Origin of the sequence: Bifidobacterium sp. ESL0790 (genome assembly GCF_029395435.1) — a bacterium.
Lineage (GTDB): Bacteria > Actinomycetota > Actinomycetes > Actinomycetales > Bifidobacteriaceae > Bifidobacterium.
Genome location: NZ_CP113915.1, coordinates 1065503 through 1084627, shown reverse-complemented (window position 1 = coordinate 1084627; position 19125 = coordinate 1065503). Strand labels below are relative to the sequence as shown.

The window sequence follows — 19125 nt, the reverse complement described above, 5'->3', positions numbered from 1 at the left end:
GCATTATCGACTCGTCGTTGATACGCAAAACTTGTGGCACGAACGGCCCTATCGCCCGATTCCTGGGATATGGCCGCCTCCGGGAAGATTGCCATGGCCCTTGCCCTCCTGCTTGCCCTGACCGTGCTCGGCGTCCCAGCGGTCGAGCAGGTTGGCCGAACCGGCGGGCAGCACGGCCTCGGGGATCGACTCGCCGCGCACCGCGAAGAAGGTGAGCAGCAGCTGGCGTTGCAGGTCGAACATCTGGCGCTCCTGCTCGGGGTCGACGTGGTCGTAGCCGAGCAGGTGCAGGGTACCGTGGATGGCGAGGAGCATCATCTCCTCCATCGTGGAATGGCCGGCCGCGGCGGCCTGCTGGCAGGCGACCCACGGGCAGATGACGATGTCGCCGAGCACGCCTTCCATCGTCACGCCGTCATCGCCGGGGCGCAGCTCGTCCATGGGGAAGCTCATCACGTCGGTGGGCCCCTCCAGCTGCATCCAGCGCATGTGCAGCTGGGCGATGGGGTCGGGGTCGACGAAGAGGATGGTGAGGTCGGACTTGGTGCTCACCTGCATCCGGTCCATCACCCACAGGCCGAGGTCGGAGAAGATCTTCGGGTCGATCTGCCAGACGGTCTCGTTGGTCACCTCAACGCTCACTGCCGGCTCCTTCGCTCGAATCCATGGTCCTGCTACTTGTTTCTATGCTGCTATTCACGTCGGCTTGTGTGCCGTCACCGTCACTGGAATTATCGTGACGCGCGCTTCTGCGCTGACGGGCAGCGTCGTGGGTATCATAGGCCTTCACGATTCTGCCGACGAGCGCGTGTCGCACCACGTCCTTGGCGCCCAGATGCACGAACGCGATGTCATCGATGCCGCCGAGAATCGATTCGATCGACCGCAGTCCGGAATGGGGCACCGTCAGATCGATTTGCGTCACGTCACCGGTGATGACCATCTTGGTGTTGAAGCCGAGGCGGGTGAGGAACATCTTCATCTGCTGCTCGGTGGTGTTCTGCGCCTCGTCGAGGATGACGAACGCATCGTTCAGGGTGCGGCCGCGCATGTAGGCAAGCGGGGCGACCTCGATGGTGCCGTCGGACATGTAGCGGTGCAGCTGGCCGGTGCCGAGCATGTCGGAAAGCGCGTCGTAGAGTGGACGCAGGTAGGGGTCGACCTTGTCGTTGAGGGTGCCGGGCAAAAAGCCGAGGCTCTCCCCCGCCTCCACGGCCGGGCGCGTGAGGATGATGCGGCTCACCTTGCCGTCCTGGAAGGCGCGCACCGCCTTGGCGACGGCCAAGTAGGTCTTGCCGGTGCCGGCGGGGCCGATGGCGAAGGTGATGGTGTTCTCCTCGATCGCGCCGACGTAGAAGACCTGGCCCGCGGTTTTCGCACGCACCGGCTCGCCCGCGGCCATCGTGATAACCCCGGGGATGCGTGGCTTGCGGCGTCCCTCAGACACTGTCTCGTCATCCTCACCGTATGCGGTATCGACGCTGTAATCACGCGCGGCCGAACGATAATCGGAAGAGCCTGAAGCGTTCAGCGAAGCCTTGCCGCTTCTCTCGCCCGTCGCCGTGCCACGTTCCGCATTGCCGTTGAGTCTGGCGTGCCTGCCGATCTCACGGGCCTCAAGCATCCTGCGCACATTGCCCGACTCGACCGGCGACTCGTATGCGGATTGGATGATCTCGGCGAACACATCGGCGACCTTGTCGGCCTCGATCTCATCCCGCTTGGAGTATGCCGAAACCTCGATGCGGTTGCCCCGCACGAACACGGCGACGTGCGGGAAGGCGCGTTCGACCTCGCGCAGCACGTCGTCGCCCGGGCCGAGCACGGCCACCGGGTCGAGGGTGGTGGGGATGGTGATGACTCGTTTAGCGCTTGCCACCGCTCTCCTACTCTTCCAGCTTCTCGCCGGTGAGCACATGCGCGTGGGCGTGCAAAACGGACTGGCCGGCATCCTCGCCGGTGTTGAAGATCAGGCGGTAGGCGCCGTGGAATTCCTTGTCGGCGATCGATTGCGCGACCTCGACGATGTGGGCGAGCTCGGCCGGGTCGGTCTTCGCCAGCTCGGTGACGTTGGCGCAATGCTTCTTCGGCACGATCAGCACGTGGACCTTCGCCTTGGGATTGATGTCCTTAAACGCGTAGGTAGTCTCGTCCTCATACACCTTGTCGCTGGGGATATCCCCCGCGATGATCTTGCAAAACAGGCAATCGTCAGCCATGATGCTCCTTTTACGAACTCGTTTCCGCACGTTGTCGTGCGCTTCACCATTGCCTCCATGCTATTGCCTCGCACGGATAATTACGCTGCCAACCCCACCCTCAAACTGGACCGATATGAATGCCCACAACTAGCGACAAGCGACGATGCCACAAGTAGCAGCACTATTGTGGTGGCTAGGCGAAACGGCCCAGGGCACGGGCCAGTAGCGACAACGCGACCGGGCCGGCGGTGGAAGCGCGCATGATGTTGTGGCCGAGCACACAGACCTCGGCGCCCGCTTCGGTGAAGTTCGCCACTTCCTCGTCGCTGATACCGCCCTCGGGGCCCACGACCACGTAGACGGTCCTCGGCTTGCCGTCATCCAGGCAACGCTGCTCGAGTTTCGCCACGCACTCCTCGACGCCAGCCCAGGTGGTGGTCGCGTCCTGGTGCAGCACAACCACGAGGTCGCCATGCACGCATGCCCTACGGCATATCGCCACCAGCTCCTTGCTCGAGATGCAGTCGTCAAGACCGGGAACCCAGGCGCGGCGGGACTGTTCGGTGGCCGAGACCAACGCCTGCCGCCATTTCCTATCTGTTTTGCCGGCCTTCCATTTGGCTATGGAACGACCAGCCTGCCACGGAATCACCTCGTCCACACCGATTTGGGTGGCCATATCGACCGCATCCGTGTCGTGCCCGGTCTTGGCCAGGGCCTGAACCAGGGCCAGACGAGTGATAGGCCGAGGCTCGGTGGTGAAATTCATGACTTTCGCGGCGCCGTTTTGCGTGTCGACGATCTCGGCGTCGATGCGCAGGCCCTTCCCGTCGGAAAGCTGCAGCTGGTCACCGACCGCGAGCCTCATCGCGCCGATCGCGTGGCGTTTGACGGCGGGAGGCAGGTCGATGGTCCAGCCGGCGTGCAGCGCGTCGGCGTTGAGTGGCACGTCATCGCGGTCGGATTGGATCACGTAGAGGGGATTGGTCATGTATTCACGATAACCGAACACGACAACAAGCGGTGCCGTATAAACCCATGATTTTGGCGAAAGCCCTAAAAACTCCAGCAAGAAGAATCGGCGACGACCTTCGTCAGCCGTGCCTGGATATGACAAGACCCCTTGAATTCCAAGGGGTCACAGGTCTTCAGTTATCGTGCCCAGAACGGGAGTTGAACCCAGTTTCAGCCCCAAATTAAGATTAGCAGAATGTCGATGAAAAACGAGCTAGTCTTACTCCCGATTGCCGTTCAACCCATGAAAATCACGCAAATCACAAAAATGACACGGTTTTAGAAAAATCGTGCCCTTTTTGTGCCCTCGAAATCAACTCGTAGGTGTCTTCGCCATGGTCGTAACCTAGCAAAGACACCTAAAATATAATCAGATGTATCAAAAATGATATCTTCTTTAAGATTCGTAATTTATTTCTTCGGTCTTTGGTACATTTTCATTGTCAATCCCAAAAAAGCTATTTCACTATCCTGGCGATTCTCCATCATTTCAGCTTCGGTAAATAGCTGAGGATAATCCTCATAGGAAGCTAACTGCTCTTCCCGTTGTGGAATGGGCTCATCAACGCTGGAATCAACACATTGCTTTTGCAACTCCATAACCATGACTTCATAAGGTTGTAGGGTATTTTTGATTAATCGATAATCAAGAATCAACCCTGTGGCGTTTGGCAAAATAAGCATCTCTTCTTGATCCCAAAGTGTTCCACCTCCAGAACGATGGAATTGGGATATGTACCCTTCTAATGATTGAGGATTTACCAGTACTATAAGCATCACCCGTTCAGAATCGTTTGGTGTAATATCACCTAAATCAGAACGTAAACTAGATGACCAGAAACAGGGAGTCTCAAAAGAGATCCTGTACTTAGAACGTGTATTTTCATAATCATCTATAATATCTTGGATATCTTTCTTTTTAGCAAGTCTATAAAGTATATAATAATCATCTAAATTTTGAGGCAAACCGTTAATAATTTTATTTGCAGTCACTAGAGCTATATCGTTTAAAAAACGGGTAGGCTTCTTGTTTTTTTTATTCAAATCAGCCAAAACACCATTAATCCGTCCATAATTAATCTTACCTTCGTCCATTGGATGAAGAGGCTGAATAGTTTTTAAACCGACATAACAGTCAAGTGCTTTAAGAAAATCGTTATCTGCATCATTAAAAAGAAATGCCGTTTCCACTTCAAGACAATTCCGGCGCGTGAAGGAACACCGTCTGAACTTCGCGCAACGTCTTTGGTCTAAATCCAAATCTCTTTCATCCCATTCAGCCAATTTATTAATAAGTCGCAATTCGTACCTCATCCATCCTTGCATGATTACCTCCTTTTTAGAATTACTTCTATTAAAATTAACAATATACGGTCTGCGATAATCAAATGCTGAATCTAGTAAATGATTCAGTTTTGAACGTTGCCTCGTGCGACTCCTCATCATTAATAAACATTGTAAATAAACAGACAAATTAGGGTTATAGGTCAAATATTTAGTTTATAATTCTGGCCTATAACCCATAATTCTCAATTGCCTATGCCCTTCCCGACATAGCGTCAGAACTTTTATAAACATCCTATGAACCCCACGACAAGAATCGGCGGCGACCTTCGCCGGCCCTGCCCTTTTGTGCCCCTCTGCCTTGTTAGAGGACTGGGGAAAAGACGAGACCCCTTGATTTCCAAGGGGTCTCAGGTCTTCGGTTATCGTGCCCAGGACGGGAGTTGAACCCGTACTCCTGTAAAATTATAGGAACTAGCACCTCAAGCTAGCGCGTCTACCATTCCGCCACCTGGGCAGGTGTCGTTAAGCAACAGATAGTACTATACACCTTCTCGGCAGAATCCGGCAAGGGTGTGTCGCGGATACCATCAGTCATCAGAAAAGAGGCAAAACGTGCCGGCATGTATTGAACAAGGCTTAAAATGAACACTCGTGCGAGAGAACAAGAAGAGAGCAGAGATTACGATGAGCACCCGCTTCCATACAAAGTCGTTAACGCGAGTCATCTCAACGATTCGACGGTTCATGCCTCTTTTCACCGTGATTCTCACACTACTTATTGGTGGCTACGGCCTCCTGACCACCACACCCGGCCACACCCCTGACGTTTGGGCACACACCTACCGCATATCCGCCATACTCAATGGCTCATCAACACATCACGTCGATTCTCAAAGCTTCCTGCACCACAGCACCGAAAACGTGGGTGGCAAGGTTGATTGGCAATCAATTATGTTTTCGCAGAAAGACTATGACGGCTACGATCCTACAAGGGTGAATTTAAACTCGATTAACGTTAAGGATTCTCAAGGTGCGGACGTCCCGTTTAACAACACCGCAACCAACAGTCCGGTCGCTTATCTTCCTCAACTCATCGGGTTCGGTCTTGGAAAGATTCTGAGTCTGAACACTAGAACCGCGTTCATTCTCGCTGAAACGGTAACGCTGTTGTCGTTTGCCATATTTATGGGGCTTGCCGTCGCGGCGCTACCTGAATGGCACATCATTGTAGGCTGCCTTCTGCCCTTGATCGCTTCCCGTTCGTTCGCGATTTCAGCGGACCCATACACCCTGATGATGGCGACGCTTTTCACATGCATGCTCTACCGATCCATCACTCGAAGAGTTTCCACAACCTATTCGGTCCTGCTATCAGTTACTGGCATCCTACTGTCAATGGGCAAATTCGTCTATGCGCCGTTGACGATTCTGCTATTGTTCGTCCCATGGTTGCAAAGCCATATGGAACAATCGACAAGGTCAGAGCCGACTCGAAAGCGAGAAGCAAAATCACATCCAGCCGAGCCCACTGCACAACCTTCGCAGAGCAAGCTCAAGCGCGTTTTCACTTTCATCCCGATTCTCGGCACCCTGGGCTCGTTCCTCTGGCTTTTCTATTGGATGCACGCGACCAACTGGTTCACCACGACTCCGATGCTCGTTTCCTATGAGTCGATGAACGAACGCAAGCGCAGCTTGTTCACCATCCAAGGTATCACCAGATTTCTTCACGACCTGTGGATCTCAATCTCTCATGTTCAGACCGGCTTTGGCCAACATCGCTTAATCGTAGCTGCAATCTGGCTTCTCCTGGCTATCTTGTTTGTCATGCTCTTAATGACCACATGTTTGCGTCGCCTCGCCACTCAGCAAACAATCTTCTGGTGGACCGGCTACATCATCTCCATCGGCATCATCGTGCTTACTTATCTGGCGATTTGGTTGCAATACAACCCAAGCAACTTCAACGGCATCGATGGCATGCAATACAGATATTTCCTGCCCCTAGCACCTCTTTGGATTCTTTGCGGGCTTACATGCCTCGCAAGTCTCGTTTCCATGCTCTACACCGACACCCATCAAACCGACAAGAAAGCCAAGGTCGACGAATGCCCTCCAAAATCCGTGATTGGAGATACGAACTCCTGAGAATCCTGGCCATGCTGCTCATCGTGGCCACGCATTTCTTCTACAACAGCAACTGGTCGATCAGGACGAATTCCACGAATCTATCGACGTGGTCCAGCGCGCTCTACGACTCGCTATACATGACCGGCCAGATTAGCGTGACCCTCTTCGTGCTCATCTCGGCCTATTTCCTCGCGAACAGCACCTCCAGCCCAGTACCCCGTGCCACACGCCTGTGGATACAGGTTTTCTTCTATTCGTCGGTGATCGTGATCATCTCGCTAGTCATGCACGCGGCCATCAGGTCCACACCGGTCAAGCTCGGTGCCAGGAACATCATCGCAATCTTCCTGCCGATCTCGATGGACAACTACTGGTTCATGTCCGCCTTCTTCTTCCTGCTCTTCCTCGGGCCGTTTCTCAACATGGTCGCCAACACCCTTAACGCACGGAGCACGATCGTTCTGCTCACGGTGATGGTCTGGATCACCTTCATGATCGACATCCTCGACCCCGAACTCCACTATTTCAGCGACATCGCCTACCTGTACACCATCTACATGATTGGTGTCAACATCCGTCATTATGCCGACAAGTTGCCACGAATGCGCCTCTGGTTGGCTTTGGTAATCAGTGCGGTCTGTTTCGCAGTGTGCGTTGCAGGCACGTACGTCATCAAAAACAGCCCGACGCTGCGCGACCAATTCCTCTACCCCACCAACATCCTCGTCGCGGGCTTCGGCGCCTGCCCTATACTCGCGGTGATCGCCGGAAGCTCGATATTCCTGTGGCTGGCGCAACGCCCAGCGCCCATGCATACCGGCATCTTCGGCAAAACCGTGCTGTTACTGGCTTCGGCGACATTCGGTGTTTATTTGATCCATGAGAACGACATCGTTAAACATCACCTTTGGCCGTTCGTCTTCTCCCACCCCGAGCCTGTCTCGTTGTTAGGCAAAATCGTGTTCAGTGTCGTGGCCATCGTGGTGCTATACGTAGTGCTGCTCGTGGTAAGTCTCATCATCAATCTTTGCGTTCTCAAGCCGTTGATTCATCTGTTTGACAAGCTGGTCATCAGTAGAATCCACTTCCGGACACTTGACGATTTGATGGTCAATCTTCCACTGAAAGAACAAGAAACTAGCAAAGTTTGATGGCATCGGAAAGCAGACAAGAACAGCAGTCGTTTGGACACCCCTATCTTCCCGGATTATATTATGCATAAACGATTTCCAACGATTGTGCGACCGAGCTGACAGAGCGACTGATACAGTCGTAGGCAGACTCAGAAACACTGGCATTATGGCAACACGAAAGAAGCGGACGGATGCGACTTATCACCATCGATTCCATTGACGACGAGCGATTGGCCGACTACACCAGCCTCACCGAAGCCCAGCTGCGCAACCGGTTGGAGCCGGAAAAGGGCATCTTCATCGCCGAATCGCCAAAGGTCATCGACCGGGCGTTAGCCGCTGATCGCGAGCCGCTGTCACTGCTAGTCGAGGAGCAGTGGATCGAGGGCATGAGCGACATGTTCGCACGCATCGACGCGCGCTGGGGCGAGGATGTTCCAGTCTATGTCGCCTCGTCGGCGCAACTGGAAAAACTGACTGGTTACCGCCTGCATCGCGGGGCGCTGGCGGCCATGCGCCGGTGGCGTCTGCCTAGCGTGCGCGAGGTGTGCCGTGGGGCGCGGCGGGTGGCGGTGATGGAGAACATCGTCGACCACACCAACGTCGGGGCGCTGATGCGTTCGGCGGCGGCGCTCGACGTGGACGCCGTGCTGGTCTCGCCCTCCAGTGGAGACCCGCTCTACCGTCGCGCGGCCCGCGTCTCCATGGGTACCGTCTTCCAAGTGCCGTGGACCAGAATCGACGCCGAGACGGTGGATGAGGACTCGAATGAAAGCACGGATGCTTCCCTTGACAAGAGCAACGTCACCGCGAACGGCGACGCGAACAATCAGGACCGCACCACCCACACCAAGGAAGAGGACCGCAAATACTGGCCCGACCGCGGCACCGCGCTGCTGCTCGAGCTCGGCTTCACGACGGTGGCGATGGCGCTGACGGACGATTCCATCAGCCTGGACGAGCTGACGCGCCGGCTCAACAACGAGGCCACGGCTCCCGACCATATCGACAAGCTCGCGCTCATCTTCGGCACCGAGGGCGACGGCCTGACGCACCGCACCATCGCCGACGCCGACCTGACCGTGAAGATCCCCATGAGCCACGACGTCGACAGCCTCAACGTGGCCGCCTCGAGCGCCGTCGCTTTCTACGCCACGCGCGTGCGAGAATAATCGCACGTCCCAAGACGATGCACGGTCAAAATAAATAAGACATCGCATTGGCGCATGAGCGGTCATACTTTGGCCAAGAAAATCATCAACTCACATCGCCCGTAATCCGATATCGGCACCCTGCTTTTCGTTGTTCTTAACAGCGTTTTATCGTAACCAAATTCCGTAATACATAAACGGTCAGAGCGCGATATACCGACCAGTTCGCCCGACTCCGATGATGGACTGTGACGGTCGTCTCAATCCGATAGAGTGAGGGCAGCAAAACACATGGCGAGGTAATGGCGGGCGCCGCACGGCAGAAGCCATCGGTTCGAGGGGAGTTGCTGTGGCGAAGAATCCGAAAGTGTTGGCTATCGTCCTGGCTGGCGGCGAGGGCACACGCCTCATGCCGCTAACCCGCGACCGCGCGAAGCCCGCGGTGCCGTTCGGCGGCGTCTACCGACTCATCGATTTCCCCTTGAGCAACCTGGTCAATTCCGGTTACTCGCAGATCGTCGTGCTCACCCAATACAAGTCGCATTCGCTGGACCGTCACATCTCGAAGGTCTGGCGCTTCTCACCGCTACTTGATGCCTACGTCTCCCCCGTCCCGGCCCAGCAGAGGCTCGGCAAGCATTGGTACTTGGGCTCCGCCGACGCGGTCTACCAGACCATCAACATCATCGAGGACGAGCAGCCCGAATATGTGGTCATCGTCGGCGCGGACCACGTCTATCGCATGGACTTCGGCCAGATGCTCAGGCAGCATATCGAATCCGGGGCCGCGTTCACCGTGGCCGGCATCAGGCAGCCGATCGAGGCTTCGAACCAGTTCGGCGTGATTGACGTCGACCCGGACCATCCGCATATGATCCGCGGATTCAAGGAGAAGCCCGCGACCACTGAGGGCATGCCCGGCCATCCCGACCAAATCCTGGCTTCAATGGGCAATTACATCGCCACCACCGACGCGCTCTTCGACGCGCTGGCGCACGACGAGAAGGCCGAGAACACGAAGCACGACATGGGCGGCGACATCGCCCCCTTCTTCTCGCAGCGCCACGAGGCGGGCGTCTACGATTTCAGCGAGAACGAGATTCCGGGAGCCACCAAGTACGACCGCGCCTACTGGCGTGACGTGGGCACCATCAAGCAATTCTACGAAGCGCACATGGACCTGATCGAGTACAATCCTCCGTTTAACCTCTACAACCAGGATTGGCCGATCTATACGCTTTCCGGCAATCTGCCGCCGGCCAAGTTCGTGCGTTCGGAGACCAACCGCATCGGGCGGGCCACCGAATCCATCATCGCCCCCGGCGTCATCGTCTCGGGCGGTGACGTGCAGCATTCGGTGCTCTCGCCAAACGTGCGCATCAATTCTTGGTCGCAGGTGGTCGATTCCATCCTCTTCGACGGGGTCATCGTCGGGCGTCGCGCACGCGTCTGCAAGGCCATCCTCGACAAGAACGTCATCCTCGAGGAGAACGCGACCGTGGGCATCGACCACGAGCACGACCGCGCCCGCGGCTTCACCGTCAAGGACGGCATCACCATCGTGCCGAAGCGCACGGTCATCAAGGACTGACCGGTCAACTAAAAGCTATTACGCATAAAAGGAACGTTGCGCTGAAATCATTTCGGCGCAACGTTCCTTTTGTTTTGCGATATTTAGGATTCAGTATTTCGGCATGTTGTCGAAGTTGAAGCCGATGGCCTCAAGCTGCTCGCGGCCCTCCGGACGGATCATGTCGAGCGACCAGCGCGGCTTCCACGTCCAGTCGATGCGGAACTCCTCGACCAGCCCGGCCAGCGTGGAGGCGCATTCGTCCTCGATGAGGTCGGTCAGCGGGCAGGCGGGGGTGGTGAGCGTCATCGTGATGATGGCGCGGCCCTTCTCGTCGATCTCGATGCCGTAGACGAGACCCAGATCGACCACGTCGATGCCCAGCTCGGGGTCGATGACCTGGTGTAACGCCTCGCGCACATCGGCTGCCGTGGCGCGACCGATGTCGTCGACCGCCGTCAGCGGGATGCCGGTCTCGTCGTCCTTGACGGTGTTGTCGTCGCCGTCGGTCTGGTCTGCCGACTTGCCTCCATCGTCCACGCTCGTATCCGCAACGGAACCATCGCGGGTCAAATCGCCGACCGTCTGCGGATTGGCCACGGCCTGCTGCCCTTTCTCCTCGCTGCCCAGCGCGCGTGACGCCGAATCCAGGATGGTGGACGCGGGCTCGGGCACGAGATTATCGTCGTTGGCCATGATGCTCCTTTATTGGTCGAACGTGTACAAATTCGAATTGAGAGAACGGTTTTTGCCGGCTATTTCGTCGCCAGGGCCTTGGCCAGCGAGTCCTTGAGGCCCGCCCAGCCCAGCAGCGCACACTTGATGCGCATCGGGTACTTGGAGACGCCTTGGAAGACGACCGCGTCACCGATCGCCTCGGCGTCTTCGTCGTCATCCAGGCCCGCGCCGCGAGACTTCATGAGCTTCTGGAAGATGCCCTCGAGCCGCATGGCCTCGTCGACAGTCTTGCCCTCGACCAGGTCGACCATCATCGACAGGCTCGCCGTGGAGATGGAACAGCCGCTGCCGTCCCACACCAGGCGCTCGATCTTCTTCGGATCATCCTTCGAGACCTCGACGTGCACCGTCACCTGATCGCCGCATGTGGGGTTGAACTGGTGGGATTCCCCCGGCATGCAGTATTCGTGGCTGGCACGCACCGTGGTGTCGGCGGTGGAATCGGAGCCACCGTCCTCCTGGGTCAGGTCCGCGGCGAATTTCTCCTTGCCGTGCGGGCGCTTGGAAGCCTCGAGAATGACCTCCTGGTACATCTGTTCGAGGTCGTCGTCACTCATCGCGAAATCACTCATACTCACACCTTAAAGAACGGACGGACTTTCTTGGCCACCTCGACGACCTTGCGGGCCTCGTCGACGGTGTTGTAGATGCCGGTCGAGGCGCGGGTGGAGGCGAAAAGCCCGAAGTGGCGGTGCACCGGCTGGGCGCAATGGTGGCCGACACGCACGGCGATGCCCTGGGCGTCGAAGAACTGGCCAACATCATGCGGATGCACGCCGTCGACGTCGAAGGAGACGGTGCCGATGCGGTCCTTGCTCTCCACCGGCCCGATCACGCGGAAGCCCGGCACATCGTTGATCTTCAGAAGTTCCTCGGTGATGGTGCGCTCGTGGGCCATGAGGTTCTCCATGCCGATCTCGCGCATCCAGTCGGCGGCGACACCGGCCGCGACGACTTGGGCGACCGGCTGCGTGCCGGCCTCGAAACGCTCCGGCGGGGCCATGTATTCCGCGGGCTTGTCCATCCACGCGAGCTCGACCATCGAACCGCCGAAGTTGGCCGGCGGCAAGGCTTCAAGCAACTCTCGCTTGCCGTAGAGGAAGCCGACACCCGTGGGACCATACATCTTATGGGCACTCCACGCGGCGAAGTCGACGTCCATCTTGTGGAAATCGATCTTGAGGTGCGGCACCGACTGGCAGGCGTCAAGAATGAAGATGGCCCCGACCTCATGGGCCCGCTTGACGATGGGCGCGATGTCGGTGATGGCACCGGTGACGTTGCTGATGTGGGTGACCGCCACGACCTTGGTGCGCTCGGTGATGACCTCGTCGGCGGTGTCGGAACGGATACGCCCATCGTCGGTCAGATCGAACCACTTCAACGTGGCGCCGGTCCGATAGGCGAGCTCCTGGAAGGGCAGCAACACCGAATGGTGCTCCGCCTTGGAGACCACGATCTCATCGCCCGGTTTCAACGCGAACCGTTTGGCCGCCTCACCACCGCGCCCGAGCGAGGCGTTGCCAAAGGCCGTCGCGAGCATATTCAACCCACCAGTAGCACCCGGAGTGACCACAATCTCCTCCTGGCCTTCCTCGCTGTTGGCTCCGACGAGCTTGGCCACCTTGGCGCGAGCCTCCTCGAAAGCGACGGTGCTGCGTGCGGCGAGCTCATGCGCTCCCCTGTGCACCCCGGCGTTGATGGTCTCGTAGAACTTGCTCTCGGCGGCGACCACGCACCGCGGCTTCTGCGCCGTGGCCGAAGAGTCAAAGTACACCAGCTGGTGCCCATGAATCTCCTGATCCAAAATAGGGAACTCTCCCCTAATCCGCGAAAAATCCACCATCATTGCCTTCTTCTACCCATCATTTAAATTTTATAAAGTTGAAACTCCCGTGGCGGCGAGGGATATACGACGTTCGACACGCTCCGGGCCGCTCGGCCAAGTCATACGGTCGAACATCGCATATCCCTCACCACCACTCTCAACGGTATCTGACTCAACTGTAGTCAGTACAAGGTCCATTCGCCACAATTATTCCGACCACTCACCTTCCGTTCCCTATTTGGATCCTTAAGCGGAAAAAAGAAACAAAAAACGGAAAAAGAGAAAAAATGGCGAAGCCGCGGATTTCAATACTCGATGTATTGAAATCCGCCAAAGCCCTCCCCAAAAATAACTCTGACGAGCCAACGCCACATAAGCTGATTCGGGAAAATATGCGATGTTCGACCGTATGACTTGGCCGAGCGGCCCGGAGCGTGTCGAACATTGTATATTTTCCCGAATCAGCGACCGACCGCCAAAAGCAAGAAAATCGCAGAAAACTGAATCAGCGACTAGCAACTAAAGCGACCGATCAGAAAGAACCAACCAGATCAGGCCATAGCCGATTCCGTAGCCCCTTCCGGCAGATACTGATCATACCCGGTCTCTTCGAGCTCATCCGCCAACTCCGGTCCCCCAGTCTTGACGAACTTGCCGCCCGCAAACACATGCACGATATCCGGCTTGATGTACTTGAGAATGCGCGTGTAATGCGTAATGAGCATGATGCCCAGCCCGGTGTTCTCCTTGGCACGGTTGACGCCTTCGGAGACGATACGCAGCGCGTCGACGTCGAGTCCGGAATCAGTCTCGTCCATGATAGCGAACTTGGGCTTCAGCAGCTCAAGTTGGAGCACTTCGGCGCGCTTCTTCTCGCCGCCGGAGAAGCCTTCGTTGACGGAACGGGAAGCGAACTTCTTGTCCATGCGAAGGTTCTTCATCGCGTCCTGGAGTTCCTTGGTCCAGGTGCGGATGGCCGGAGCCTTGCCGTCTACTTCGGTCTTGGCGGTGCGCAGGAAGTTGGTCATCGAGACGCCCGGCACCTCGACGGGGTACTGCATGGCTAGGAACAAACCGGCCTTCGCGCGCTCGTCGGCGGTCATCTTGAGGATGTCCTTGCCGTCGAGCAGAGCCTCGCCGGAGTCGACGAAGTACTTCGGGTGGCCGGCCAGCGTGTAGGCCAGTGTTGACTTGCCGGAGCCGTTGGGGCCCATGATGGCGTGCGTCTCGCCGGAGTTGACGGTCAGGGTCGCGCCTTTGAGAATCTGCTTGCGGCCTTCCTTGGTCTCCACCGATGCGTAGAGATCCTTGATTTCCAATGTTGACATTACTTATCCTCCAATACCGCTTGCATGTCTGCGCTCTCGCCTCGCGCAAGCCTGCGGTCGATTACGTTCATAAGGTGTTCGGCGATGCTGGGCACGCCGATCTGTTCGATGAGGTCGGCGAAGAAGCCACGGACCACCAGCTTGCGGGCCTCGGATTCCGTGATGCCGCGCGACTGCAGGTAGAAGAGCTCCTCGTCGTCGAAATGGCCGACGGAGCTGGCGTGGCCCGCGCCGATGATGTTGCCATTCTCGATCTCGAGGTTCGGCTCGGAATCGGCCACCGGGCCTGGCGTGAGCACCAAGTTGCGGTTGAGCTCGTAGGAGTCGGTGTTCGGCGCCTGCGGCTTGATGAGCGCGTTGCCCACCCAGGTCGAATGCGCGTCCTTGCCGTCGAGCGCACCCTTGTAGACCACGCGGGACTTGCATTCCGCGTAGTTGTGCACCACCATCGTGCGGTGCTCGAGATGTTGGCCGGCCTCGGCGAAGTAGATGCCGAGCATGTTGAGATCGCTCTGCGGGCCGCCGAAGTCCTGGTCCATGCGGATGCGGACGACGTCACCTCCCAAGGTGACCATGGCGTGACGCAGCGAACCGCCCTCGCCGACGTGGATGCGCTGGTTGCCGACGTGTTTGGAGCCCTTGTCCCATTCCTGCACGAATGTCGTGGAGATGTGGGAGTCCTTGCCGGTGATGATTTCGACGCCTTCGGCCAGACGCGCCAGGCCTTGGTGGCGCACGACGATGTCGCCATGCGTGCGGTCGGCGGCCTGCAGCACCAGGTGCAGGGAATCGAGATCGGCGCCATGGCCTTCGATATCGACCAGAACCGGCTGCTCGAGCTCGCCGGAGACGGAGACGACGACGGTCTTGTCGCCGGTGTTCCACTCGACGGCCGAGACGCGGTCGTTCGGCTTCATCACGGTGCCCGAAGGCGCGGCGCCACGGTCGATGACCGACTTGGTCACCTGTGTGCCGTCAACCGGCGTTCCGTCGATGTTGCTGACGGTCACCTTGGTCTCGCCACTTGGCGTGAAGATGTTGAAGAACTCCTCGATGCGATCGAGGGGCGTGTAGCGCCAGTCCTCCTGCTTGCGAGTCGGCATCTTGAAATCGTCCACGTCGAACGAGCGGGGCTCGTTGTCGGCGCTGGACGGCATGGCCGCCGGCATCGCGTAGGGATCATTGGGATCCGCCACTGGGATATTCACTTCTTGTTCGGCCATCGATCAGCCCACCGATCCTTCCATTTGCAACTCGACCAGCCTATTGAGCTCCAACGCGTATTCCATCGGAAGTTCGCGGCTGATCGGCTCGACGAAGCCGCGCACGATCATGCCCATGGCCTCCTTCTCCTCCAGCCCTCGGCTCATCAGATAGAAGAGCTGATCCTCGGAGACCTTGGAAACGGTCGCCTCGTGCGCCATCGTCACGTCGTCCTCGCGAATGTCGACGTGCGGGTAGGTGTCGGAACGCGAGTAATCGTCAACCAGCAGTGTGTCGCAGACCACCGAAGAACTCGAGCCCTTGGCTCCATCGATCACCTTGACCAAACCGCGATAGGCGCAACGCCCGCCGCCACGCGAGATGGACTTGGCGACGATGGTGGAGCTGGTGTGCGGTGCCAGATGGATCATCTTGGCGCCGGTGTCCTGGTACTGCCCCTTGCCTGCGAAGCTCAGTGACATGGTAGAGGCCTTGGCATACGGCTCGGCCAGGATGCAGGACGGGTATTTCATGCTCGCCTTGGAGCCGATGTTGCCGTCGACCCATTCCATGGTGCCGCCCTCTTTGACGTAGGCGCGCTGGGTCACCAGGTTGTAGACGTTGTTCGACCAGTTTTGCACGGTCGTATAGCGCACGCGGGCATTCTTGCCGACGATGATCTCGACGTTGGCCGCGTGCAGCGAGTCCGTCGCGTAGATCGGGGCCGTGCAGCCCTCAACGTAATGGACGTAGGAGCCCTCTTCGGCGATGATCAGCGTGCGCTCGAACTGGCCCATGTTCGGCGTGTTGATGCGGAAGTAGGCCTGCAGCGGGATGTCGACGTGGACGCCCTTGGGGACGTAGACAAACGAGCCGCCGGACCACGCCGCCGTGTTGAGCGCCGCGAACTTGTTGTCATCGTAAGGAATGACGGTGGCGAAGTATTTCTTGACCAGATCCGGGTACTCGCGAAGCGCAGTGTCCGTGTCGGTGAAGATCACACCTTCCTTCTTCAGATCCTCCTGAATGGAGTTGTAGATGACCTCGGACTCGTACTGCGCGGCGACGCCGGAGACCAGACGCTTCTTCTCGGCGTCCGGAATACCCAGCTTGTCGTAGGTGGTGCGGATATCCGTGGGCAGGTCTTCCCAGCTCTTGGCCGGCTTGTCGATCGGCTTGACGTAGTACTTGAAGTCATCGGCGTCGAAATCGGAGAGATCCACGCCCCACTTGGGCATGGGCTTTTCGATGAAGGAGCGGTAGCCCTTGAGCCTCATGTCGAGCATCCATTGCGGCTCGCCCTTGTCGGCGGAGATGGCGCGGACGACGTTCTCGTCGATGCCCTTCTTCGCGGCCTCGCCGGCCGCATCGGAATCGTGCCAACCGTAGTTGTACTCGCCGAACTCCTCGATGATCTGGTCATCCTGTTTTATCTTGTCCTCGTTGACACGTTCGCGATCAGCCACATATTGGCTCATCTCCGTGTCCGACGCGGCGTTTGGGGCGTGTTGTTGTGCCACCGTACGCTGCCTCCTAACTTTTGGAAATGCCGTCTCGTTTTTAACGTAACAGAAGTGCCGCCGAATTACTAGGGACGTAACGTAAATCACCCCATAGGCAAACGTGATTTATGGCACATCCTGTTTCGTGGGCGACAATCCCATCGCAACGTGATTATCGCCGACCAACCCGAGATAGCGAAAAGGAACCCACCACAAGCCGGGTTCCTTTTCGCTGTTCGCATGATTACATCATTACCTTCTCGTCGGGCGAAGCCGACCGAAGGCGGATCAGTTCATCGACTGGCCCTCGCCGAGGCGCGCCTCCTGGTGATCGAGCGCGGCGCCAACCAGACCCTTGAACAGCGGGTGCGGCTTGGTCGGGCGGGACTTGAACTCGGGGTGGGCCTGCGTGCCGATGTAGAAGGGGTGCACGTCCTGCGGCAGTTCGACGAACTCGGTGAGCTCGCCGTCGGGGCTCTCGCCGGAGATCTCGAGGCCACCCTCACGCAGGCGGTCCTTGTAGGCCACGTTGACCTCATAACGATGGCGGTGGCGCTCGGTGACATGCGTGGTGCCGTAGAGCTTGGCGGCCAGGGAGCCTTCCTTGAGCTCGGCGGGATAGGAGCCGAGACGCATGGTGTGGCCCATGTCGGAATTGGCGAGGATGTCCTTCTGCTCCTCCATCGTGGCGATGACCGGGTTCTTGCAATCCGGCTCGAACTCCGAGGAGTTGGCGTCGTCGAGCTCGAGGACGTCACGGGCGTATTCGATGACCATGGACTGCAGGCCGAGGCAGAGGCCCAAGGCGGGCAGCTTGTGCTCGCGGGCGTAGCGCAGGGCGCCAATCTTGCCCTCGATGCCGCGGATGCCGAAGCCGCCGGGGACGATGATGCCGTCCATGTCGCGCAACTCGGCGTCTGCACCAGCCTCGGTCTCGCACAGGTCGGCCGCGACCAGCTTGACGTTGGCCTTCACATAGTTGCCGAACCCGCCGGCCTTCACGGCCTCGATAACGGAGAGGTAGGCGTCGGGCAGGTCGATGTACTTGCCGACGATGGCGATGCTGACTTCCTTCTTGGGGTGGTGCACGCGCTCGAGCAGGTCGTCCCACTCGGCCCAGTCGACGTCGTGGACCTGGAGCTTCAGGGTGTTGACCACGTAGGAATCGAGTCCCTCGTTGTAGAGGATCTTCGGCACGTCGTAGATGCTCGGGGCATCCACGCAGTTGACCACGCCCTCCTCGTCGACGTCGCACATCAGGGAGATCTTGTCCTTGATGCCCTGGTTCAGCGGGCGGTCGCTGCGCAGCACCAGCGCGTCGGGGGTGATGCCGAGCTGGCGCAGGGTCATCACCGAGTGCTGGGTCGGCTTGGTCTTCAGCTCGTGCGCCGCGGAAAGGTAGGGCACCAGGGAGACGTGGACGAACACGCAGTTCTCAGGGCCGAGCTCACGCTTGACCTCGCGGGCCGCCTCGAGGAACGGCTGCGACTCGATGTCGCCGACGGTGCCGCCGATCTCGGTGATGATCACGTCGACGTCGTCAGCGGCTTGGGCGCGCATGCGGCTCTTGATCTCGTTGGTGATGTGCGGGATGACCTGCACGCACTGGCCGAGGTACTTGCCGGCGCGCTCCTTGTCGAGCACGGACTGGTAGATCTGGCCGGTGGTGACGTTTGCCTTCTGCGAGAGGAACACGTCGAGGAAGCGCTCGTAGTGGCCGATGTCGAGATCGGTTTCGGCGCCGTCCTCGGTGACATAGACCTCACCATGCTGGAACGGGTTCATCGTCCCCGGATCGACGTTGATGTAGGGATCGAGTTTTTGCTGCAATACGTGGAGGCCACGGCTGCGGAGCAACCGGCCGAGAGAGGATGCCGTCAAGCCCTTACCAAGGGATGAAACGACGCCACCGGTGACGAAAATATGTTTGGTGACATGCCCATGGGAATTATCATTATTTGTTCTTGCCATGGAACTTCAGTCTATCAGCGCCATAGGACTGCGCGTGTTCGTAGGCGGGAGCGGAAAAACAGATTCCAC

The 19125-nt window shown here is 58.1% G+C and carries 15 protein-coding genes, 1 tRNA gene and 2 pseudogenes; 5 read left to right on the top strand and 13 right to left on the bottom strand.

The features are described from left to right. Positions 1-48 precede the first annotated feature (48 nt). The 6 genes from ybeY to OZY47_RS03935 all read right to left on the bottom strand — a co-directional run bounded on the left by ybeY (position 49) and on the right by OZY47_RS03935 (position 5016). Positions 49-642, bottom strand: a complete 594-nt coding sequence (ybeY, locus tag OZY47_RS03960) for an rRNA maturation RNase YbeY (RefSeq protein WP_277178954.1) — start codon at positions 640-642, stop codon at positions 49-51. Beyond that, positions 632-1879 carry a PhoH family protein gene (locus OZY47_RS03955; protein WP_277178951.1) on the bottom strand — a complete coding sequence of 416 codons (1248 nt, stop codon included), beginning with the start codon at positions 1877-1879 and terminating at the stop codon, positions 632-634. Before OZY47_RS03955 ends, ybeY begins: the two co-directional genes overlap by 11 nt. A gap of 7 nt (positions 1880-1886) precedes the next feature. Further along, a complete protein-coding gene (locus OZY47_RS03950; protein ID WP_277178950.1) occupies positions 1887-2219 on the bottom strand; it encodes a histidine triad nucleotide-binding protein in 333 nt (110 codons plus the stop codon). Between the two features lie 175 nt (positions 2220-2394). After that, complete coding sequence (locus tag OZY47_RS03945; protein ID WP_277178948.1) at positions 2395-3192, bottom strand: 16S rRNA (uracil(1498)-N(3))-methyltransferase; 798 nt, start codon at positions 3190-3192, stop codon at positions 2395-2397. Positions 3193-3626: 434 nt separating this feature from the next. Beyond that, complete coding sequence (locus tag OZY47_RS03940) at positions 3627-4541, bottom strand: hypothetical protein (protein WP_277178946.1); 915 nt, start codon at positions 4539-4541, stop codon at positions 3627-3629. Between the two features lie 386 nt (positions 4542-4927). Further along, positions 4928-5016: transfer RNA gene (locus OZY47_RS03935), tRNA-Leu, on the bottom strand. A gap of 137 nt (positions 5017-5153) precedes the next feature. On the opposite strand from OZY47_RS03935, the gene OZY47_RS03930 reads away from it, so the two are divergent. The 5 genes and pseudogenes from OZY47_RS03930 to glgC all read left to right on the top strand — a co-directional run bounded on the left by OZY47_RS03930 (position 5154) and on the right by glgC (position 10507). Continuing rightward, positions 5154-6650 (top strand): DUF2142 domain-containing protein, encoded by a 1497-nt coding sequence (locus OZY47_RS03930; RefSeq protein ID WP_277178944.1) that lies wholly within the window; start codon positions 5154-5156, stop codon positions 6648-6650. An 11-nt stretch (positions 6651-6661) separates the two neighbouring features. Beyond that, positions 6662-7783, top strand: coding sequence for an acyltransferase family protein (locus OZY47_RS03925; protein WP_277178942.1), 1122 nt, complete (start codon positions 6662-6664; stop codon positions 7781-7783). A 173-nt stretch (positions 7784-7956) separates the two neighbouring features. Continuing rightward, positions 7957-8505: pseudogene (locus OZY47_RS08480) on the top strand (TrmH family RNA methyltransferase); the annotation flags it as partial. A 117-nt stretch (positions 8506-8622) separates the two neighbouring features. Next, positions 8623-8937: pseudogene (locus tag OZY47_RS08475) on the top strand (TrmH family RNA methyltransferase); the annotation flags it as partial. Between the two features lie 328 nt (positions 8938-9265). Beyond that, on the top strand, positions 9266-10507 hold the full coding sequence (glgC, locus tag OZY47_RS03915) for a glucose-1-phosphate adenylyltransferase (protein ID WP_277178938.1): 1242 nt from the start codon (positions 9266-9268) through the stop codon (positions 10505-10507). Positions 10508-10597: 90 nt separating this feature from the next. On the opposite strand, the gene OZY47_RS03910 is transcribed toward glgC, so the two are convergent. The 7 genes from OZY47_RS03910 to OZY47_RS03880 all read right to left on the bottom strand — a co-directional run bounded on the left by OZY47_RS03910 (position 10598) and on the right by OZY47_RS03880 (position 19056). Further along, on the bottom strand, positions 10598-11182 hold the full coding sequence (locus OZY47_RS03910) for a metal-sulfur cluster assembly factor (RefSeq protein WP_277178936.1): 585 nt from the start codon (positions 11180-11182) through the stop codon (positions 10598-10600). A gap of 59 nt (positions 11183-11241) precedes the next feature. After that, positions 11242-11796 carry a Fe-S cluster assembly sulfur transfer protein SufU gene (sufU, locus tag OZY47_RS03905; protein ID WP_277178934.1) on the bottom strand — a complete coding sequence of 185 codons (555 nt, stop codon included), beginning with the start codon at positions 11794-11796 and terminating at the stop codon, positions 11242-11244. Between the two features lie 2 nt (positions 11797-11798). Further along, positions 11799-13070 (bottom strand): SufS family cysteine desulfurase, encoded by a 1272-nt coding sequence (locus tag OZY47_RS03900; protein WP_277179137.1) that lies wholly within the window; start codon positions 13068-13070, stop codon positions 11799-11801. 533 nt (positions 13071-13603) lie between these two features. Beyond that, a complete protein-coding gene (sufC, locus tag OZY47_RS03895; protein ID WP_277178932.1) occupies positions 13604-14380 on the bottom strand; it encodes a Fe-S cluster assembly ATPase SufC in 777 nt (258 codons plus the stop codon). After that, positions 14380-15603, bottom strand: coding sequence for a Fe-S cluster assembly protein SufD (gene sufD / locus OZY47_RS03890; RefSeq protein WP_277178930.1), 1224 nt, complete (start codon positions 15601-15603; stop codon positions 14380-14382). Before sufD ends, sufC begins: the two co-directional genes overlap by 1 nt. Positions 15604-15606: 3 nt before the next feature. Further along, positions 15607-17103 (bottom strand): Fe-S cluster assembly protein SufB, encoded by a 1497-nt coding sequence (gene sufB, locus OZY47_RS03885; RefSeq protein ID WP_277178928.1) that lies wholly within the window; start codon positions 17101-17103, stop codon positions 15607-15609. A 270-nt stretch (positions 17104-17373) separates the two neighbouring features. Further along, positions 17374-19056 carry a CTP synthase gene (locus OZY47_RS03880; RefSeq protein WP_277178926.1) on the bottom strand — a complete coding sequence of 561 codons (1683 nt, stop codon included), beginning with the start codon at positions 19054-19056 and terminating at the stop codon, positions 17374-17376. Positions 19057-19125 lie beyond the last annotated feature (69 nt).

Bases quoted from the DNA above. Each gene is read 5' to 3' on its own strand.
- sufD (WP_277178930.1), bottom strand. From the start codon at position 15,603: ATGGCCGAACAAGAAGTGAATATCCCAGTGGCGGATCCCAATGATCCC.
- OZY47_RS03900 (WP_277179137.1), bottom strand. From the start codon at position 13,070: ATGGTGGATTTTTCGCGGATTAGGGGAGAGTTCCCTATTTTGGATCAG.
- OZY47_RS03940 (WP_277178946.1), bottom strand. From the start codon at position 4,541: ATGCAAGGATGGATGAGGTACGAATTGCGACTTATTAATAAATTGGCT.
- sufU (WP_277178934.1), bottom strand. From the start codon at position 11,796: ATGAGTGATTTCGCGATGAGTGACGACGACCTCGAACAGATGTACCAG.
- OZY47_RS03925 (WP_277178942.1), top strand. From the start codon at position 6,662: ATGCTGCTCATCGTGGCCACGCATTTCTTCTACAACAGCAACTGGTCG.
- OZY47_RS03950 (WP_277178950.1), bottom strand. From the start codon at position 2,219: ATGGCTGACGATTGCCTGTTTTGCAAGATCATCGCGGGGGATATCCCC.
- OZY47_RS03945 (WP_277178948.1), bottom strand. From the start codon at position 3,192: ATGACCAATCCCCTCTACGTGATCCAATCCGACCGCGATGACGTGCCA.
- OZY47_RS03880 (WP_277178926.1), bottom strand. From the start codon at position 19,056: ATGGCAAGAACAAATAATGATAATTCCCATGGGCATGTCACCAAACAT.
- OZY47_RS03910 (WP_277178936.1), bottom strand. From the start codon at position 11,182: ATGGCCAACGACGATAATCTCGTGCCCGAGCCCGCGTCCACCATCCTG.
- sufC (WP_277178932.1), bottom strand. From the start codon at position 14,380: ATGTCAACATTGGAAATCAAGGATCTCTACGCATCGGTGGAGACCAAG.